This is a genomic window from Pseudoalteromonas sp. S1612 (genome assembly GCF_005887175.1).
GTDB lineage: Bacteria > Pseudomonadota > Gammaproteobacteria > Enterobacterales > Alteromonadaceae > Pseudoalteromonas > Pseudoalteromonas undina.
Map to the genome: position 1 here is coordinate 16015 of NZ_PNDH01000009.1, position 17627 is coordinate 33641.

At 39.3% G+C, this 17627-nt stretch carries 16 protein-coding genes; 6 read left to right on the top strand and 10 right to left on the bottom strand.

Going from position 1 to position 17627, the window contains the following annotated elements:
* Positions 1-15 precede the first annotated feature (15 nt).
* On the bottom strand, positions 16-2520 hold the full coding sequence (locus CWB78_RS04025; protein ID WP_138594401.1) for a S8 family serine peptidase: 2505 nt from the start codon (positions 2518-2520) through the stop codon (positions 16-18).
* 572 nt (positions 2521-3092) lie between these two features.
* Between CWB78_RS04025 and CWB78_RS04030 the strand changes: the two genes are divergently transcribed.
* The 4 genes from CWB78_RS04030 to CWB78_RS04045 are packed head-to-tail and all read left to right on the top strand — an operon-like array spanning position 3093 to position 6217.
* The gene (locus tag CWB78_RS04030) at positions 3093-4595 is read left to right on the top strand and encodes a curlin (protein WP_138594311.1); all 1503 of its coding nucleotides are present in this window, start codon (positions 3093-3095) and stop codon (positions 4593-4595) included.
* 40 nt (positions 4596-4635) lie between these two features.
* Positions 4636-5028, top strand: coding sequence for a curli production assembly/transport protein CsgE (locus CWB78_RS04035; RefSeq protein ID WP_010389316.1), 393 nt, complete (start codon positions 4636-4638; stop codon positions 5026-5028).
* The gene (locus tag CWB78_RS04040; RefSeq protein WP_010389317.1) at positions 5022-5444 is read left to right on the top strand and encodes a curli assembly protein CsgF; all 423 of its coding nucleotides are present in this window, start codon (positions 5022-5024) and stop codon (positions 5442-5444) included. Before CWB78_RS04035 ends, CWB78_RS04040 begins: the two co-directional genes overlap by 7 nt.
* On the top strand, positions 5444-6217 hold the full coding sequence (locus CWB78_RS04045; RefSeq protein WP_010389319.1) for a CsgG/HfaB family protein: 774 nt from the start codon (positions 5444-5446) through the stop codon (positions 6215-6217). The genes CWB78_RS04040 and CWB78_RS04045 overlap by 1 nt, the downstream gene beginning before the upstream one ends.
* A 32-nt stretch (positions 6218-6249) precedes the next feature.
* Here CWB78_RS04045 and CWB78_RS04050 read toward each other — a convergent pair whose 3' ends face one another.
* The 4 genes from CWB78_RS04050 to CWB78_RS04065 form a co-directional block, all read right to left on the bottom strand.
* Positions 6250-6939 carry a response regulator transcription factor gene (locus tag CWB78_RS04050; RefSeq protein WP_010389322.1) on the bottom strand — a complete coding sequence of 230 codons (690 nt, stop codon included), beginning with the start codon at positions 6937-6939 and terminating at the stop codon, positions 6250-6252.
* Positions 6940-7049: 110 nt separating this feature from the next.
* Positions 7050-8552, bottom strand: coding sequence for an alpha,alpha-trehalase TreF (treF, locus tag CWB78_RS04055; RefSeq protein ID WP_138594313.1), 1503 nt, complete (start codon positions 8550-8552; stop codon positions 7050-7052).
* 15 nt (positions 8553-8567) lie between these two features.
* On the bottom strand, positions 8568-9806 hold the full coding sequence (locus tag CWB78_RS04060) for an MFS transporter (RefSeq protein WP_138594315.1): 1239 nt from the start codon (positions 9804-9806) through the stop codon (positions 8568-8570).
* A 170-nt stretch (positions 9807-9976) separates the two neighbouring features.
* A complete protein-coding gene (locus tag CWB78_RS04065) occupies positions 9977-10984 on the bottom strand; it encodes a LacI family DNA-binding transcriptional regulator (protein WP_138594317.1) in 1008 nt (335 codons plus the stop codon).
* 280 nt (positions 10985-11264) lie between these two features.
* On the opposite strand from CWB78_RS04065, the gene CWB78_RS04070 reads away from it, so the two are divergent.
* A complete protein-coding gene (locus tag CWB78_RS04070) occupies positions 11265-13514 on the top strand; it encodes a TonB-dependent receptor (RefSeq protein WP_138594319.1) in 2250 nt (749 codons plus the stop codon).
* Positions 13515-13549: 35 nt separating this feature from the next.
* On the opposite strand, the gene CWB78_RS04075 is transcribed toward CWB78_RS04070, so the two are convergent.
* Genes CWB78_RS04075 through CWB78_RS04085 form a run of 3 tightly spaced genes read right to left on the bottom strand, consistent with a single transcriptional unit; the run spans position 13550 to position 15207 of the window.
* Complete coding sequence (locus tag CWB78_RS04075; RefSeq protein ID WP_138594321.1) at positions 13550-14167, bottom strand: GDSL-type esterase/lipase family protein; 618 nt, start codon at positions 14165-14167, stop codon at positions 13550-13552.
* Complete coding sequence (locus CWB78_RS04080; RefSeq protein ID WP_138594323.1) at positions 14167-14691, bottom strand: DsrE family protein; 525 nt, start codon at positions 14689-14691, stop codon at positions 14167-14169. Before CWB78_RS04080 ends, CWB78_RS04075 begins: the two co-directional genes overlap by 1 nt.
* A gap of 51 nt (positions 14692-14742) precedes the next feature.
* Positions 14743-15207, bottom strand: a complete 465-nt coding sequence (locus CWB78_RS04085) for a flavodoxin family protein (protein WP_138594325.1) — start codon at positions 15205-15207, stop codon at positions 14743-14745.
* A 98-nt stretch (positions 15208-15305) separates the two neighbouring features.
* On the opposite strand from CWB78_RS04085, the gene soxR reads away from it, so the two are divergent.
* Positions 15306-15764, top strand: a complete 459-nt coding sequence (gene soxR, locus CWB78_RS04090) for a redox-sensitive transcriptional activator SoxR (RefSeq protein WP_055011513.1) — start codon at positions 15306-15308, stop codon at positions 15762-15764.
* A 13-nt stretch (positions 15765-15777) separates the two neighbouring features.
* Here the strand turns inward: soxR and CWB78_RS04095 are convergent, their stop codons facing one another.
* Both CWB78_RS04095 and CWB78_RS04100 read right to left on the bottom strand, forming a co-directional pair.
* Complete coding sequence (locus CWB78_RS04095; RefSeq protein WP_013462988.1) at positions 15778-16944, bottom strand: lipase family protein; 1167 nt, start codon at positions 16942-16944, stop codon at positions 15778-15780.
* Between the two features lie 30 nt (positions 16945-16974).
* Entirely contained in the window at positions 16975-17487 is a 513-nt protein-coding gene (locus CWB78_RS04100) for a DUF6795 domain-containing protein (protein WP_081374099.1), read from the bottom strand.
* Positions 17488-17627: the final 140 nt, after the last annotated feature.

The following is a 17627-nucleotide window of genomic DNA, read 5'->3' on the forward strand; positions in this document are numbered from 1 at the left end:
GAATGTATGTTCTGTTTAATTAAATGAAACCGTAATAATATTCGAGCATACGTTTTCAGAAACACATAACTGATAGTCGTATGCAGGTAATGTTGCGTTACGAACGTAGTCACGGTAACGACCATTGTCTGATACGGTGCCTACTAATTCACCATTTCGGTATAAGCTAAGTGACTCAGCACCCACTTCTTCCCAGTTTAACTCTACACGCATAGTATCAAGACGTGACTTATTAGCGCGTTTTAGACTCAACTCAATTTCAACATCACTTACAACAACTGTTTGTGTGAATGTATCTGAGTTGTTTTCACTATCTGTTACTGTTAGTTCAACTTCATAACTACCTGATTCAGCGTAGGCATGAACAGGGTTAGCATCAGTTGAAGTTGCACCGTCACCAAAGTTCCAGCTCCACTGTGAAATATCATCATTTGCATCACGACTTGTATCTGTAAATGTGGCTGTAAGGCCTTGCGTATCAACATCAAAGCCAGCGCGAGGAGGTTGTGGGCTTACTTCACCAATAGCACTAAATGTAAGTGACCAACCATTTATTGTGCCGGTATCTGAGCCTGCAGTATCTTCAACATGAAGTGTCCAATCACCTGTTGCAACTTCCCCGTTAAATGCACTTGAAGTAAATGCTTTAACAATATCATCTTGACTACCGCCCTCATTGCTTTGCAGTGTCACTTCATTACCTTGCGCTGAAATAAGTGTAAGTACTAAATCACCTGACCAAGTATGCGAAATGTCTACATCAGCAGTGGTACCAAAAATAGTTAAATCATCGGCCACTGTTATGACAGAGCTTGCACCTTCAGGTGAGTTATCCGGAATCGCAACACTTTCATCACTAGTGTAAGTAAAGTCATTCAAACCAGCAGGTTGCAACATTAAGCTTACTGTTTGCTCTTTAACTTGCTCGTCTGTTGTCGCGGTTACAGTAAAGTCATAATTCCCCCACTGAGTTTCGCTATTAGTTGCCACTGTAAGTACAACTTCATCACCTGGACGAGCAGTAGTTGCGCTTAGTGATGCATCAGCAAGATCAGCAGCCAAAGCCAGTGAAACATCGCCATCCCATTGTGCAATTGAACCAATCGTAAAGGTATAAGTGACTGTATCACCTACAGTTGCTTGCTGAGAAACAGGCGATACAGATAATTTAAACCCAGGAGTTGGATCAGCATCAATCAGTGCTTGGTTTATATTTAGGCGTGTACCTGCAACCGTTTTACCATTTAATGCCGCATTAGCATCACCACTAGACATAAGTAATTCTTTAAGCTCTAGTGTTGTTAAATCAGGATTAACTGACAGTACAAGTGCAGCAGCACCGGCTACATGTGGCGTTGCCATTGATGTACCAGAGTAACTTGCATAGCCGCCACCAGGAATGGTTGATAAAATCGCACTACCTGGCGCGCCCATATCAACACTGGTTAAACCCCATTGTGAAAAACCAGACATATTGTCGCGACTATCTGTGCTTGCAATAGATAATACATTATCATTTTCATAATTAGATGGGTAATGAGGGTTTACATCGTTGTCTACCGCATCATTACCAGCAGCAGCTACAAATAAAATATCAGCTTCTTCACTGGCAGTAATCGCATCAGCAAGTGCTTGGCTATAACCACCACCGCCCCAGCTATTGTTTAATACACGAAGGTTAACACCTGAGTTTTTAAGGCCTACCATGTAGTCAATACATTTAATAGCGCCAGATGTAGAACCTGTACCATCTGCAGCTAAAAACTTACAACCTGCAATAGATACATCATGGTTTACACCTACAATTCCCACACCATTGTTACCACTGGCACCAATTGTACCTGATACATGTGTACCGTGGCCTTCGTCATCCATTGGGTCGCCAGCATCGGTAATCGCGTTAATACCGTGCACGTCATCAACATAACCGTTACCATCATTATCGATACCATCGCCAGCAATTTCACCGCTATTTACCCACACATTCGCAGCTAAATCAGGATGACTATAATCTACACCGGTATCAATAACACCTACAACAACATCACGGCTACCAGTTGAAATTGACCATGCTTCTGGTGCATCAATATCAGCATCAGCAGTGCCACCAGTTTGGCCTTCATTATTTAAGCCCCATAAATCTTCAAAGCGAGGATCGTTTGGTGTTGCTGCAATGCTCACACGATAGTCAGGCTCAACATACTCAATGGCTTGATGAGATTTTAAGCGCTCAATAGCTTCTTTAGCACTCATTCCAGATATTTTAAATTTAGCAAGGCGACCAGAAAATAACGAAGTGAAGTTATCATCAACTTCATCGCTGTTTAAATCTGATATTTTTGCTTTAACTAAAGAGCGGGCTTGCTTACGCATTTCTGGCGTAGCATTCTTTTTATATTTAACAATAATCGAGTCACTGCTCGCGGTTACTTTTTGAGTTGTACTGTTAGCATCAGGTAATTTAGCTGCAGCTAAACAAGGTAAAAGTGCAAGTGTAATAATAGATAATTTTGTTTTCATCATTTTATCCGTAATAAAGTTAACTTAGCTTTACTAAGTAGAAAATTTACGTCTAAGAATTTAAGAAATCACGTGGCAAGCTTTAAGAAAACGGCTAAATAACGACTAACTCAAGTAAAAAAAGCAAAACAAGGTACAAAACCATCATTTTTAACTAGAAATATAGCGATAAAAACATAAAAAACATCCATTTTAATGAGCAAAACCCATAAACTTTAACATGCCATTAACCCATTATTTTTTACTAGATTTTACTGTAAATTTAATTCAACCCCGAAATAATACTTCAAGGTATTGAAAATAAAGAACTTTAAATACCATTAAAAAAGATGATTCAAAATAAGTTCATTGAAGAATACAGTGATTGAGCAGTTATGAATTAGGTAACGGTAAATTTACTTATTAAGTACAAAAAGCCGGTTTCTACTTTCATAATTAAAACGCACCTTACGTTTAAGAATAAAAAAGTTAATCACACATTATCACAGCACGGCATGCTGTAACGACAAACACCTTATTAAAACTCAATAAATAATCAAGGTGTTTAATTTTGTATTTCAAGGAGAATAATAATGAGACTAAATAAGTCAATTCTTAGCTGTGCTATTGCAATAGCAATGGGATCAAGCTTTGCTGTTCACGCCAACACGGCAGATAAAAATGTATCGACCTCACCTTTAAGCGCACAAGTTTCAATTCAAAGCGATTCAAACTCAATTACTTTAGAGCAAGTCCTTAACAATAATACTGCGGTGCTCATGCAAGACGGTGACAGTAACACCATGATTGTAGAAACCATTGGTGAAAACAATACAAATGAAGTCACCCAATTACAGTTTGGCAATTACACTAAAGTAACGACCGTTGGCGACAATAACGATCAAGCCTATTTTCAAGATGGTACTGCAAATGGCGCATTAACAGAGGTTACAGGTAATAATAATAATGTTTACGTTAGCCAAAACGGTCAAGGCTTTTTAGTTAACAACGAAGCTATTAATATTGTAACTGGCGATGATAACTACGTTGAAGTAGAGCAAGGCTCTGGTGGACATTGGTTTTACAACATGGACATGCAAGGCAATGCCAATGAAATTACTGCTTTTCAAAGCGGTGAATGGAGTGAAGCCGAAGTATCAATGCTAACCGGTGATGATAATTTAATATACCTTAGCCAAGCGGGCTTCTGGAACACATTTAAAGTTACTTCGCTACAAGGCAATGATAACGAAATTGATGTTGTGCAAGAAGGTGACAGAAATGCGGTCACTTTTAATAATATTTCAGGTGATGTTAATGAAATTCTCGTTGAGCAAGAAGGTAATACAAATGCGGTTGCCTTCACTGATGTAGTCGGCAGTGAAAACAGCATTGATATCGACCAAGAAGGTACTGATAACGTAGCCGATTCGGCTTTGTTCGAAGGCCAAGGTAATGAAGTTGAAATTACCCAAGTTGATACTGAGAACATGGTTACTGCAGAACTTATTGGTGACAATAATGAGTTAAAAGCAAACCAAAATGGTGCATCTAACGAAGCATACATGGGTGTATTAGGCTCAAATAACGAATTTGATATTAATCAAATGGGAAATTTAAATTCAGCGCATTTAGCTAACTTTAATGGCTCAGACAATGACGTTAATCTAACTCAAGCCGGTGATGAGAATGCAATTTTAGTTCAGTCTTCTTACCCGAATATGGCATTAACGTCTAACAATAATGATATCGATATTAACCAAACTGGTAATCAGAACGAGGCAATCGTAACTCTTGCTGGTATCTTAGATAGTAACTCAAACCAAATTGATATTGCCCAAAATGGCGACATCAACCTTGTGGATATGATGGTTGAAGGAAATGGTCATAGCGTTGATATTTCACAAGAAGGTATTGGAAACTGGGTTATTGGAACTGATGATTCAGCATTTTTACTCGGTGGTGAAAATGTAGCATTTAATGTTACTCAAACTGGTAATGATAATATTGTTGAAGGCGCTGTTATTGGTTTTAATAGCACTGTTTCTGTTACTCAATTGGGTGATGGCAATACAACAACAATTACACAAATGTAATTGATAAATGAGAGGGAGATTGACTCTCCCTTTTTTCTTTATGATAAAAACAAAACACACCTACTTACTTGCCGTTTTACTCTTTTGTTCACCAGTGGTAACGGCTGCTGATGACCTAGAGATAGATGGTTTATTGCTCGATCGTAGTATTAGTCGCTTTGGTCATCAGTTTTATTACGAATTTTCTAATTACTGGCGAGATCTCCCCTCTACCGCTGGCTTTAATATAGAGATTAAAGAAACCGTCATTCCAAAAGCAGGTACGAAATTAACCTTAATAATGAATAATCAAGTTGTTTATGCAACATACTTAGGGCGAAGACTAGAGCCACTTGATGAACGTGTAGAACAAGCTGTTTACACAGTTATAGACGCCATGGCGCGTTCCAATATGAAAGTCTCCTCTCCTGATATGGCATTAAATGGATGGTAAAAATGAAAAAAATAGCATTAACAATAATAACAACTTTAAGCTTTTCAGTCTCCGCTACTGAAATTATTTATACCCCTATTAACCCGAGCTTTGGCGGTAATCCACTCAATGCCAATATGTTACTTAGTAAGGCACAAGCACAAAATAAACATAGAGCACCGGTTGTCGAAAAAGGATACGCTGAGCAATTTCAAGACTCATTAGAGCGAACATACTTAAACCGTATGGTTAGAGAAATAACAGATATGGCCTTTGGCGAAAATATTGAAGACAGTATTTTTAACCAAGACTCTATATTTATGAGTGGTGATTATCAAATAGAAGTCATCACCAGCACAACCGACACAATCACTGTAAAAATAACAAACATAATTGATGACTCTGTGGTGATCATTGAAGTTCCGAGGTTTGGATAATGTATAAAGTAATTATAATAACAATCGCTCTTTCTCTTAGTGGTTGCTCTACTATGGGTAATTTAATTCCTCCGTCAAAACAAAGTGCGGTAACGTTAGAGCCAACAGATGTTTTTTCTGATTTAAAAAGCTTACCTAAACCTGCGGGTAGCATTCCAGTTTCGGTTTATTCATTTCGCGATCAAACCGGTCAATATAAACCACAGACTAATGTTAGCTCGTTTTCAACGGCCGTCACTCAAGGTGCAAACTCTATTCTAGTGCAAGCATTACATGAGTCTGACTGGTTTACGCCGGTTGAACGTGAGGGTTTGCAAAATATTTTGACTGAACGAAAAATTATTAGAGCGGCACAAGCGACTAACCCTAGTCAAGGCGAGCTACCGCCATTAACCACCGCTAAAATTATTTTAGAAGGTGGCATTATTAGCTACGATACCAATGTAAAAACTGGCGGATTAGGGATGGAATACTTTGGTATTGGTGCCTCTGAGCTATATCGTGAAGATGCAATCTCAATTTATTTGCGCGCAGTCGATGTAAGAACTGGGCAAGTACTGTTATCAGTAGCCACCAGCAAAAAAGTATTGAGCCAAGAAATGCGAGCAGGCTTCTTTAGATATGTTAGTTACAAACGTTTAGCCGAAGCCGAAGCTGGATTTAGTGATAACGAACCTATGAGTATTTGCGTGACACAAGCCATAGAAAAAGCGCTTACTGATTTAATTACTAAAGGCATAGATCGAGGACTTTGGGCTAAAAAACAAGCTTAAAAAATAAAAGGCTATACATATAGCCTTTTCATTTAATTATCTAATGGAAGTAATACCGAAATATAGCGCTGTGCCCAATTTGCAAGCTCTATACGGTTACGCGATTGAGTCTTTTTAAACGCACTATAAAGGTGGGTTTTCACTGTGTGATCACTAATATTGAGTTTGTTCGCTATTTTATCGTTACTCGCACCCTGCGCTATTAATTGAATTACCGATTTTTCGCGTTTAGTTAAGTTTTCGTAATCCGATTTACTAAGTACTATGTCGTCGTGCAATAAATTGTGAGATGAGGCTGCATTTAATATATCTTTGAATGCACCAGAAATCACTTTACGAGTAAACCATAGCTCGCCATCGGTTATTCTTACAAGCGCTTTAAAAATATCCTCTGCAGCATCTGAGCTATAAAAAACACCATTGAAGTGGTTTAATAATAAGTTTTTCTCACATACAGCACTTGATTCAACATTAAATAAAATCACCTTATGTTGCTTAGCTAAACAAATTAATTCGGCAGGGATCAATGAGTGCCAATCTTTATCAGCACCATCGATGAGGAACAACTCAACATTATCTCGTTGCCCAATTTTAGGAAGCGCATCATCCATTTTAATATCTTTAAACAATACATTTAACGTATTTAAAACAGTAGTGTAGCTAGCTGCATAAGCAGAAGATTTAAACGTTGTTTTGATAAATGCACACTTCTTATTTAACATAAAATTCATCCTTGAAACGTTTATGTCACATTACCTAAATTAACTACAAAACACAATGCTCTTTTGGTATACCTTAGTAGTGGATTACTCTGTAAAGCAGTTAAGGCAAATCAATCTTTAGTAAGCATATAAAAGCGCGATGTTACACCGTTAGTCCAACCAAATCCTTGTTGTACTTGATATTCCCCCCCGCTGGCTTTTTTTTGCGGTGTGCATACATTATATTTTTCGAGCAAGCATTTATTTTCAATAAAATCTTGTTCTACCATTGTTAGCCAGTTTTTCATTATGCGTGTAGCTAATTGTTCAATACCATAATTACGCAAGCCTTTTACCGCAAACCATTGTAATGGAGCCCAGCCATTCGGGCTGTCCCATTGCTGTGGAGTATCAACAACAGTGGTTACAATGCCGCCTGCTTTTAAAAACTGCTCGCTCAATACGTTTGCAACCAGTTCAGCTTGCTGTTGCGAGGCTAAATTAACAAAAAGCGCGGTACTTGCCGCTGCACTTAAAATAGCAGACGGCTTAGATAGCTTATGATTATAATCAACAAAAAAACGCTTCTCATTGCTCCAAAGATATTGATTAATAAGCGACTTTCTTTTTACAGCATAGTTGCTGTACGTTTGTGATTGTTGCTCATTGCCAAGCAATTTAAAACATTCACTAAGCTGATTTTCTAAATTGTACAGTAGGCAATTTAGATCTATAGGTACAATATCTGTCGTTTGAATTGAGCTTAGTAAGTTTGACTCGGCTAACCAGCGCGAGCTAAAGTCCCACCCAGATTCGCACGCAGCACGAATATTACGATAAAACTCAGGTTTTTTATCATTACTAAATCCTGATGCAAGCGCTAAGTCTTCTCTTAATGACTCTGCGCGAGGAGCCGCCTCATCATCCCAATAGCGATTTAATACCCCACCACATGGCATTGTTACTACGCGTTTTACACTTGTTTGCGCATCATCGAGTGTACCTGCTCCTTGCATCCAAAATGCGTGCTCTTTTATTAAAGCTTCAACACACAATTTAAGCCAAGCTAAATTATGTGTTTTACTGTGTGTGTGCTGCCATAAAAGCTCAACCATCAGCGCTAAAATAGGCGGTTGTGAACGCGATAAATAATAACTGCGGTTACCATTGGGAATACAGCCGTAATCATTAATTAAATCTATAAAATTCTGTAGCATGTCTTCTACTACATCACTTTTATCTGCATCAATTAAACCCAGCGCAGTAAAATAACTATCCCAATAATAAATTTCTTGAAAACGTCCACCAGGTACAATATAGCTGTGCTTTAAAGCGAGTAAAGAATTAGCTTTGGGTGTATCGGCTTCACGTCGAAGGCCGCTCCACAGTGAGTTTATGTAGCCTTTTACACTGGTGGTATTTGCAGCCGCTTTCATTGTTAATAAAGGCGTTGTTATAAAATGCGCATCAACAAAGTCTCTTAATTGAGTTTTATCAAGGGGTGCTATTTGCTCATACTGTATACAGGCACTTTGCCAATCAACACGCGCAGTTGCATCTGCAAACGTTTTACAGTCGCTAAATATGTGCTGTGTTTGTACATCTTTAAATAATTGGCTATTAAAAAAACTCATAACTGTCCTAATCTATTAACTATTGACTGCGTGTTGTGAAATGGCATGGGTGCGTTTTTTAAAGATAATCACGCTAATAAAAATTAAACTAATGGGCACAAGTGAAAGATAAAAAGCATGCTGGCCACTAAAGTGCTCAAATACATACCCGGTTATCACCGACCCTGTGGTGCCACCAAGTGCTGAAAACACAACGATTAACCCTGTCATTGCAGCATGTTGATGCTTTTGAAGCGCACTGAGCATGACTGAGTTGAGTACCGGATAAATGGGCGCCATAAAAAAGCCAATTAATGGCAAAACAAACGCCGCCAGAGGCGCATCAAATAAACTATTCACCTCGCTTTTAGGTAAGTTTTCCGTTAGTGGTAAGGTAATAATGATCAACGCAGCCATAGCAACTAAACAACAGCTAAGTACTACAAACCAATGAATATGCTTTAATACTTGGCCCGCCACTAAGCGCCCTAAAGCAAGAGCTGCGGCAAAAATACTCGCTAGTTGTATACTAATAGCTACTGGTAATTGCAAAACTTGATTATTAAATGTAGGCAACCAAGTCCCTACCCCTTGCTCGATTAACACATACAAAAATGCACTAATAATAAAAATCAGCACTAACGGTTGATAGGTAAGTTTGAGCATAGCAATAAAGTCATTCCAACCCGAGTTGCTTCTTTGACCTTTGATAGCAGGCTTTATTGGTGCTATCACAACACTAACAACCACCAAAAGCGTAAGCGCTGCTAATAGGTAATAAACATTCAACCACGCATTGCTATCAACAGGGTCTATAAATGCGGTGAATACCCAATAGCCACTTAATACACCCACCATAAAAATGCCTTCTATCGTGTTTAGTAATGATGAGTGACTATTTGCATCCTCAGTCACTTGGCCAATAATTGAATAAACCGACACCTTAACGACCGCAAAACCACAACCCACAGCAGCAAATAACACTTTAAACATGTAAAAGTCACTTATTACAGCCGTACTCAAACACGCTATAGCGACAACTATCAGTGCTAGCAGCATTGCAAGCTTGTAGCCTAAACGTGGTATAAATGAAGCAACAACAAATGACATTATTGCAATTGATAAGTCTTTAAACCCCTCTAAAACCGACGCTTCTGTTTTGCTTACTCCTAGTGTGTTTATAGCCTGCAAAATAACAGTGCCTACGCTATTTAATAGTATTGCGAAAATAAAATAGCTTGCAGCAATTGCCAGTGTGATTTTTATTTTACTCATTGCTTGCCTCGTTTATAGCTACATACGCCATAACTTTTATAAAAAGCAAATTACCAATAGGGGTAAATTACCGTGTGTGTTAGCCAGTGAGTCCAGAGTTTAGTGTAGAACAAATACCATTGCAATCGTTTGCATTTTAAATTTAACAATTAATATACATGCATACTAAGTTAACGTTTGCTTGACTGGCGAGTAATTAATTCTATATCAATAACTTGTGATTCGGCTTTTTCACCTGAAAACTGCTGTATTAACTTTTTAACTAACAAAGTCGCAGCAAATTGGGTGTTTTGTTTAATCGTAGAAAGAGAGGGATGGCTAATATCAGCCATGGCAATGTCATCAAATCCAACCAGTGCCACATCGTTGGGAATACTTACATAGCGCTCTTTCAGCGCTTTCATCGCCCCCAGTGCAACCATGTCACTACAGGCCATTATCGCGTCAAAATATAAACCTTTTTCACGTAATAACTGATTAATTGCTTGATACGCTGAGCGACTGGTAATATCAATGGATATAACATGCTGCTCAAGTTTATGAGTAGAAAGTGCAGCAGCGTAACCACGATGCCTTTCACTAATTTCACCATGCTCAGGATCGCCTAAAAATAAAATACTTTTAGCACCGTGTTCTATTAAATGAGCGGTCGCTTGCATTCCTCCTAAGTAGTTATCGCTGCCGACAATAGGATAATTGCTTTGTGTTTTTGGATCCCCCCATACAACTAAAGGAATACCCGCATCGGCAGCCGCTTCTATATTAGTTTGGCTTTTTCCTTGCCCCACAACAATAATACCGTCTGCTCGGCGGCCATTAATAAAGTAATTAGCCCAGTCATCTTGCGCCATAATAGAGTTAGATAACAACAACTCTAAACCCTGCTGATTAAGCGCAAGGTTAATTTCGCTCACTACCTTGAGTAAAAATGGATCGCTGATTGACTGCTCGGTTTGCTCATCAAGATTAATAATGACGGCAACAACATTGGTTTTTTGCGTACGTAAACGGCTAGCTGCCGTGTTAAGGCTAAAATTATGTTTTTTTGCAAGCTGCTGAAGCTTGTCACGGGTTTCTTGTTTTATAAGCGGGTTATTATTCAGCGCGCGCGAAACCGTTGAGGTAGACACCCCTGCAAGCTTTGCTAAATCAGCTAATTTAATTTTTTTATTATTCATAAAACCCTAAACGCTCCACTTCGGCTGATGCTATATCTAACTTACTGACAATATAGCATTATTATTTTTTACTGGCTTGCCCATTAACTTAAAAGTTACGCTCTTGTGTAATTACGCTCAATAAAACAACAGCCCATATTAATAAATAATTTACAAATAAATATTGCAAACGTTTGCATTTATCTCTAGAGTTTCAATTTATACAGCTTGTTTACATTAAAATTTAATCAATCTCGCTGTAATACACACTGTTTAACACACTAAAAACGGGATCTCACACATGAAATTCAATAAAGCAAAAAGCATGCTAGCCTGTGCAATTACTTTAGCCCTAAGCACACACGCTGCTGTTGCAGCAGAACAAGCAAAAGAAAAAAAAGTTGAGCGAATTGTCGTTTCTGGTACCCCCGCAGGTGTTGGGATCAGAAAAATTGATGCCAGCTACGCAGTAACAAATATTGATTCATCACAAATTATAAAATTATCACCAAAAAGTACTGCTGACTTATTTAAAGCTGTTCCCGGTGTGTGGGTAGAAAGCTCTGGTGGTGAGTCTGGTGCCAACGTATTTGTACGTGGTTTTCCAGGAGGTGGTGATGCGCCATTTTTAACACTCAGTATTGAAGGCTCGCCAGTTTACCCTGCGCCTACTCTTTCATTTTTAGAAAACTCATCGTTATTTAGAATCGATGAAACGATTGAAACGATGGAAGCACTGCGTGGTGGTCCTAACCCTGTGCTATCCAATGGTCAGCCTGGTTTAACAACCAACTTTAGGTTAAAGCGTGGCAGTGAAGATACTCAAGGCTTATTTAAATACACCACCTCAGATTACGACTTACAACGGGTTGATGCTGTGCTAAGTGGTGAAATCACCGACGACCTATATTTCATGGTAGGCGGCTATGTTAAAAGCTCACCGGGTATTCGTGATGCAGGGTTTACCTCAGAAAAAGGAAGCCAATTTACAATTAACATTACTAAAGAGTTAGACAATGGCGAGCTTAACTTTTATACCCGTCAAACAGACGATCACGGTGCTTGGTACTTACCCACCCCATTAAACGTTGACGGAATTGACGCCCAGTATACTCAATTAGGCACACTTAACCGTCAAGCGACGATTTTTACCGGCCCAGATGCGCAAGCACACGATATTGACCTAGGTGATGGCCGAGGATGGGATGGCCATGTATCCGGCGGTAGCATTAAACTAGAATTTGATAATGGCTGGCAATTTATAGATCGTTTTAATATTACTAAAGGCGATGCCAATACATTTGGCCTAGTACCTAATGGTTCAGCAACGACAATTGGTGAAGTGGCTGACAATGGTCAAACGGCATTCGGTGCAGTGACTAACACCGAATATGCTAGTGACACCGCGATTCAGCAACTGGGTCGCTGGGTAGTATTAAAAGAAATAAGCTCGTTTACTAACGACTTAGCCTTTTCAAAGCAATTTGGCGATTTATCGGCCACTTTTGGTTATTACACCGCAAGCACATCTGCGAGCGATTGGTGGAGCTTAGGCAATACGGCGTATCACGTGCTGGAAGCCGGTGGTGAGTCATTAAATGGCATTGAATGTAACCAAAGCACTGACGGGTGTGGTTTTAATTACGATATTAGCTCAACAGGCGATGCACGCACCAATGCTTTTTACTTTACAGGCCAATACAAATTTGCAGATGCATTTACGCTTGATTTAGGTGTACGTAAAGAAAACCATGACGTGCAATACAGTGTTGATGAAGACCTTGACGGTATTATCACTAAAGCCGTTGATTACGATGAAAGTAAAACCTCATGGACAACCGGTCTAAACTATTCAATTAATGACGACATGGGCGTGTTTGCACGTGTTAACCGTGGTTATAAAATGCCATATTTTGATGACTTTAGAGATAACTTTGGCGCATACCAAGGGGGTGAAAAACTAATTAAAGAAGTAACGCAGGGCGAACTAGGTTACAAACTTATTTCAGACTCTACCGACTTCTACGCCACCTTTTTTGTCAATGAAGTAAAAGGCGATACCTTTGTAAGTCGCCCAGGAGTACCGGCTGAAATTTTAACCAACGAAGCGTATGGTGTTGAACTTGATTATAACTTTAATCATGAATCTGGCTTTTCTGTTAATTTAAATACCACATTACAACAGACCGAAATCACTGAAAGCCCTGAAAATAAAGGTAACGACGCACAGCGCCAACCTAAATGGCAAGTACGTGTAACACCAAGCTATGACTTTGAAGTAGACGGCATGTATGCCACTTTATATGGTACTTTGTCAGCAGTGGATGACCGCTTTGGTAATAACGAAAACACCGTAACACTTGATGGCTACGAAAAAGTAGACTTAGGTTTAATTATTGAACCAATGGAAGGCATTAAACTGCAATTAGCCATTGATAACCTGACCGATGAACAAGGTATCACCGAAGGCGACCCACGCAATGCCGACGCCCCCAATGGCCGTTACATTATGCCGCGTACAACACGCTTAAGTGTTAGTTACGAATTTTAATACACTCCCTAAGCAATAAATTAAAGCCGCTGTGCTTAATACACGGCGGCTTTTTTTATTATAGGTGTCAACCTATTAGCAAGCTCTCTATGCGCACTAACGGGTAAGTGTATGCCCTCTTTATTACATGGCTTTATCAGCGGATAACAATCTAAAAATACACACGTGTGACGATAGGCGACGGCTTTAAATTCAATAGATAATTGTTCAACTTTTTTACCTGCACCTGCGTAAATGCTTTTATAACTTCCGACTTCATGAACCTTGGGCGGGCTTATAATGATTATCTTTGGTATTGTTTTACAGTGATAAAAGGCTTTAATGGCTAAAATTAACTCCTCAAGCGATTTGCCAATATCGATAGCAGACAGTGCAAAACGTGCTTTTAAGTCATTAGTACCGAGTTGAATAATAACAACATCAACAGTGTGCGCTTCCAGATACGGTTTTAAATATTTAATGCCCGATTTATCTCCCATAAACGGGGGGTTATTGACTAAAGTACGATTAGGCTCCCCGGCTTCAATCACTTCAAAGCCGGTGCCCAACTGCTGCTTTAATAAAGTAGGCCAGCGTTCAATTTCGCTCAGCCGTTTGCCATCAACAGGAGAAATACCAAAGGTATTGGAATCACCAAAACACAGAATATTCATTAAAACGGATTCAATGTATAGCCTTGTTGCTGTAACTGGGCGTGGGCTGTCATCGCTGAAAGCGCCATTTTCACCTCAGGTATAAGCTGATCTGCTGCTACCTTCATATGCATTGCCGACTGCCCGCATACATATACCTGCGTGTTATTAGCAAGCAGCTGTTTAATTAAAGATTCGGTTTTGTTATCTTTTTCAAACCGAGCTTTATAATCACTGTTTTGAAGTACATCAACGCTGGCTCCACCGTGTACCACCAGCGCAAGCTGAATATTTTCTGGTTTTACGCCGTGAGCCACATGCATATTGATAAAGCGCGCTAACGAATTAATATGATTATTTTGCGCGCCCTTTTCAGCGCCTTTACCTACATCAAAAGCTATCTTGAACTGTGCTTGGCTTAAATCAGACACATGCTCGGGCACATTATAAAAATAACCATAGTCTTTAATAACAGGCGCAGGCTCTGCTGCCAAACTACTAAAGCTAGTTAAAAGAAGGCTAAGACCTAAAAGTGATGTTTTCATAAGTTTCCATTTTATTGTTGGCTTAGCCTACCCTAACGCTATTTAAAGCAATTAACTAGCCTGAACATGTGAGTGCGCTATAAACGTCATCCCTAAATAATTGAATGTATGTTTAAACATATCGATAAATGCGTCTGGTGCAGAGGGAGATGCAGCATTAGACAACAGTGAAAACTGTTTTTGACGTAAAGTTCTAAGCTTCGGTTTTAACGCCTCATCATCCATGTAATCTGTGATCCTATCTATAAATGCTTTCATTTGTGGCGTGGTGTTATACCAATAAATAGGTGACGCAATTACCCAATGTTCGTAACGAAGTAACACTTCAAACAAATTATAAAAATCATCATTGTGATACTGCTTATCGTAGCGATAAGGTGAAATAACATAATCATCTAAGCAAAAAACAATGCCGCTTTGTTGCTTACTATAGGCATTAACTTGCGCGGTAGTATTGCCATTTTTACGTCCACTTGAATATATGATTGCGATATTGTGTGCTGATTTTTCTTGCATTGGGTTAGCTCCTTTTCTTATGATGGAGCAAAGCTTAAAACCTCAAGTTAAGTTCAGGTCAATAAGAAATAATTTAATTTTTAAAAGGAATTAAAGTGATGGCGGTACAAAAAAAGCTTACTGAAGCCAACTTAACGGTTGGGTTTGTCGCTAAACGCAGTGGCGTTAAGGTATCTACACTGCACTTTTACGAAAATAAAGGGCTAATACGCAGCTGGCGAAACAGTGGCAACCAACGACGCTTTAAACCTGATGTACTAAGGCGAGTCGCTGTTATAAAAGCAGCACAAGCGATGGGGATCACGCTCGAAGAAATTAAACAAACTCTAGCAACGTTACCAGAGCAACGCACGCCGACCCAAAAAGATTGGTCTGCACTTTCAAAGCAATGGCAAGAGAAACTTGATGAGCGTATTGCTTATATGCAACGTTTACGTGAACGGGTTGATGGCTGTATTGGCTGCGGGTGTTTATCAATGAGTAAGTGCCCTATTTATAACAAAGACGACCACTTAGGTGAAACCCAAAGTGGTGCTATTTTGTTAGAGCGAGATTAAGGCTGATAAAACCTTAATCTAAACCATTTAAGCCTTCTCGTGCAGCGCGATATAATGCCCCTAGAGTTGAATCAAATACCGATTTAATAAAACTGTAAGTCAGCTCTACGGCTTTACTAATAACTTTGCCAGCAAACACTAACATGTGCCCGAGTAAACCTAAGGTTTGTGTTGCAAATGAAGCTGACGCTTTGGCTATTTTATCAAGCGTTCGCGCGAGCATATCGTAAAAAGTTAAACCTGTACCTATGGCTGCTTGCGCCGCAACAGCACTGTAGTAGCCCGAATCTTTTAATAAGGTAACTAACGCAGCGCCAAGTTTATCTGCCCAATGTGAACTAAATGAAGCTTGATTTCTGTCTTCAAACTTCAAACGTACCGGCGTGCTTAAAAAGTGGTTTGCTTTTACAGTTAAATTACCCCAATCATTACTGTTTGCAGTATTAACATAGCCTGGCGTACCACTTAACTTGTGTGCTGCGCCTTTAAGGCCCTGACCATTATCAAGACGAATTTCTTGGCCATTGTAGGGCGCATGTGAAAATGGCCACAAAGGCACTTTTGTAACTGGATCAGCGCCGTGTGTACAGCGGTATATTTTATCAATACGAGAGGTGGCAGCCCGTGAAAAGTTATCAAGCCCCACTCTTGGTGAGCCGAACGTATATAATTTAACCGGCAACGAATACTCTGCTTTTATCCAATCGGCTGAAAGCGTAGCCAATGCCCCACCTAAACTATGACCAACAATGTGCACACAGCCGGTTATTTTGTCTCGAATGTTAGCCGCTACAAACTCTTGTAGTGCAGGTTTCATACTATAAAAGGTTTTATTAAACCCAGCATGTACCATACTGCCGTTAGAGCCACCGCTTAACCCAAAATGTGCATCTGTTAGACCATCTCTAAGTGAAGCCGTGCCGCGAATAGTGATCACTGAATCACCTTGATACAGCCCTTGGCCATGCCCTAGCAAACCAAACCCAGTACTTAAACCAAATAAATGAGAGAAAAACCCACCAGATATTCCTTGCACTGCTTCAGGGCTAACCCCAAAGTTAAAACTACCCCGTAGAGAAGGATGCAAAGAATTATTAAGTAACGTGGTACTTTTAATACTCTTTGCTTTATAAGCAAGCAAAGCAACCTGTACAGCTTGTGTAGGAGTTAAAGTATTCATAAAATTCCCTTTAAATGATTATGTTAAAAGTTACATTTTACATGCACCATATATGGTAAAAAAATGCTCTGGCGCTTCTTCTATAGGTATGTCGTATGTTTGTGGCTCTTCGGCAATATCACACTCTAAGTTAGCAAGTAAGTTTTTTAGGGTATCACTCCCCTCGTGCATAGACACGGTTGTGTACCAAAGCACAACGCCCTCAGGCGTGCCATTTTCTAAATAAACATGCTGAACCAGTGATTCATTATCAAACATGTTAGTAGGCTTACTCGTTTTTATAGATTTTTCTGTAAAGGTAAAAAAACCATTATCATCGGTTATTGCTTCATCTTTATATTCATCACCATAAGTGAGCGCACGTACAACCTTAGTATTTGCAACAGGCCGCCCTTTATCTAACAACTGCCCCTTCATCGGAGCCGATAAAATAAAATCCTGTTTATTAAAAAAACCAAACATATCTGCACAAGCCTGTGTTGTAGTAAAAATAATGATAATAGATACAACTACCAAAAAGTAAGCTTTAAAACGTGATAACAAAATATACAACTCCCTACTGTTAGCCTCAAAATACACGTGTCGTATTGCTATTTAATGACGTTTTAAACTCTTAACTATCAGCGTTAATGAAATTGCCATTTCAACTAAAATTTATTCTAATTGGGTACAAAGCGTACTGC

What these genes read in the sequence shown, in the direction of transcription:
- CWB78_RS04050 (WP_010389322.1), bottom strand. Translation starts at nt 6,939, where the DNA reads ATGTTAAATAAGAAGTGTGCATTTATCAAAACAACGTTTAAATCTTCT.
- CWB78_RS04085 (WP_138594325.1), bottom strand. Translation starts at nt 15,207, where the DNA reads ATGCAAGAAAAATCAGCACACAATATCGCAATCATATATTCAAGTGGA.
- CWB78_RS04030 (WP_138594311.1), top strand. Translation starts at nt 3,093, where the DNA reads ATGAGACTAAATAAGTCAATTCTTAGCTGTGCTATTGCAATAGCAATG.
- CWB78_RS04045 (WP_010389319.1), top strand. Translation starts at nt 5,444, where the DNA reads ATGTATAAAGTAATTATAATAACAATCGCTCTTTCTCTTAGTGGTTGC.
- CWB78_RS04065 (WP_138594317.1), bottom strand. Translation starts at nt 10,984, where the DNA reads ATGAATAATAAAAAAATTAAATTAGCTGATTTAGCAAAGCTTGCAGGG.
- CWB78_RS04080 (WP_138594323.1), bottom strand. Translation starts at nt 14,691, where the DNA reads ATGAAAACATCACTTTTAGGTCTTAGCCTTCTTTTAACTAGCTTTAGT.
- CWB78_RS04070 (WP_138594319.1), top strand. Translation starts at nt 11,265, where the DNA reads ATGAAATTCAATAAAGCAAAAAGCATGCTAGCCTGTGCAATTACTTTA.
- CWB78_RS04035 (WP_010389316.1), top strand. Translation starts at nt 4,636, where the DNA reads ATGATAAAAACAAAACACACCTACTTACTTGCCGTTTTACTCTTTTGT.
- CWB78_RS04075 (WP_138594321.1), bottom strand. Translation starts at nt 14,167, where the DNA reads ATGAATATTCTGTGTTTTGGTGATTCCAATACCTTTGGTATTTCTCCT.
- soxR (WP_055011513.1), top strand. Translation starts at nt 15,306, where the DNA reads ATGGCGGTACAAAAAAAGCTTACTGAAGCCAACTTAACGGTTGGGTTT.
- treF (WP_138594313.1), bottom strand. Translation starts at nt 8,552, where the DNA reads ATGAGTTTTTTTAATAGCCAATTATTTAAAGATGTACAAACACAGCAC.
- CWB78_RS04025 (WP_138594401.1), bottom strand. Translation starts at nt 2,520, where the DNA reads ATGAAAACAAAATTATCTATTATTACACTTGCACTTTTACCTTGTTTA.
- CWB78_RS04095 (WP_013462988.1), bottom strand. Translation starts at nt 16,944, where the DNA reads ATGAATACTTTAACTCCTACACAAGCTGTACAGGTTGCTTTGCTTGCT.
- CWB78_RS04060 (WP_138594315.1), bottom strand. Translation starts at nt 9,806, where the DNA reads ATGAGTAAAATAAAAATCACACTGGCAATTGCTGCAAGCTATTTTATT.
- CWB78_RS04040 (WP_010389317.1), top strand. Translation starts at nt 5,022, where the DNA reads ATGGTAAAAATGAAAAAAATAGCATTAACAATAATAACAACTTTAAGC.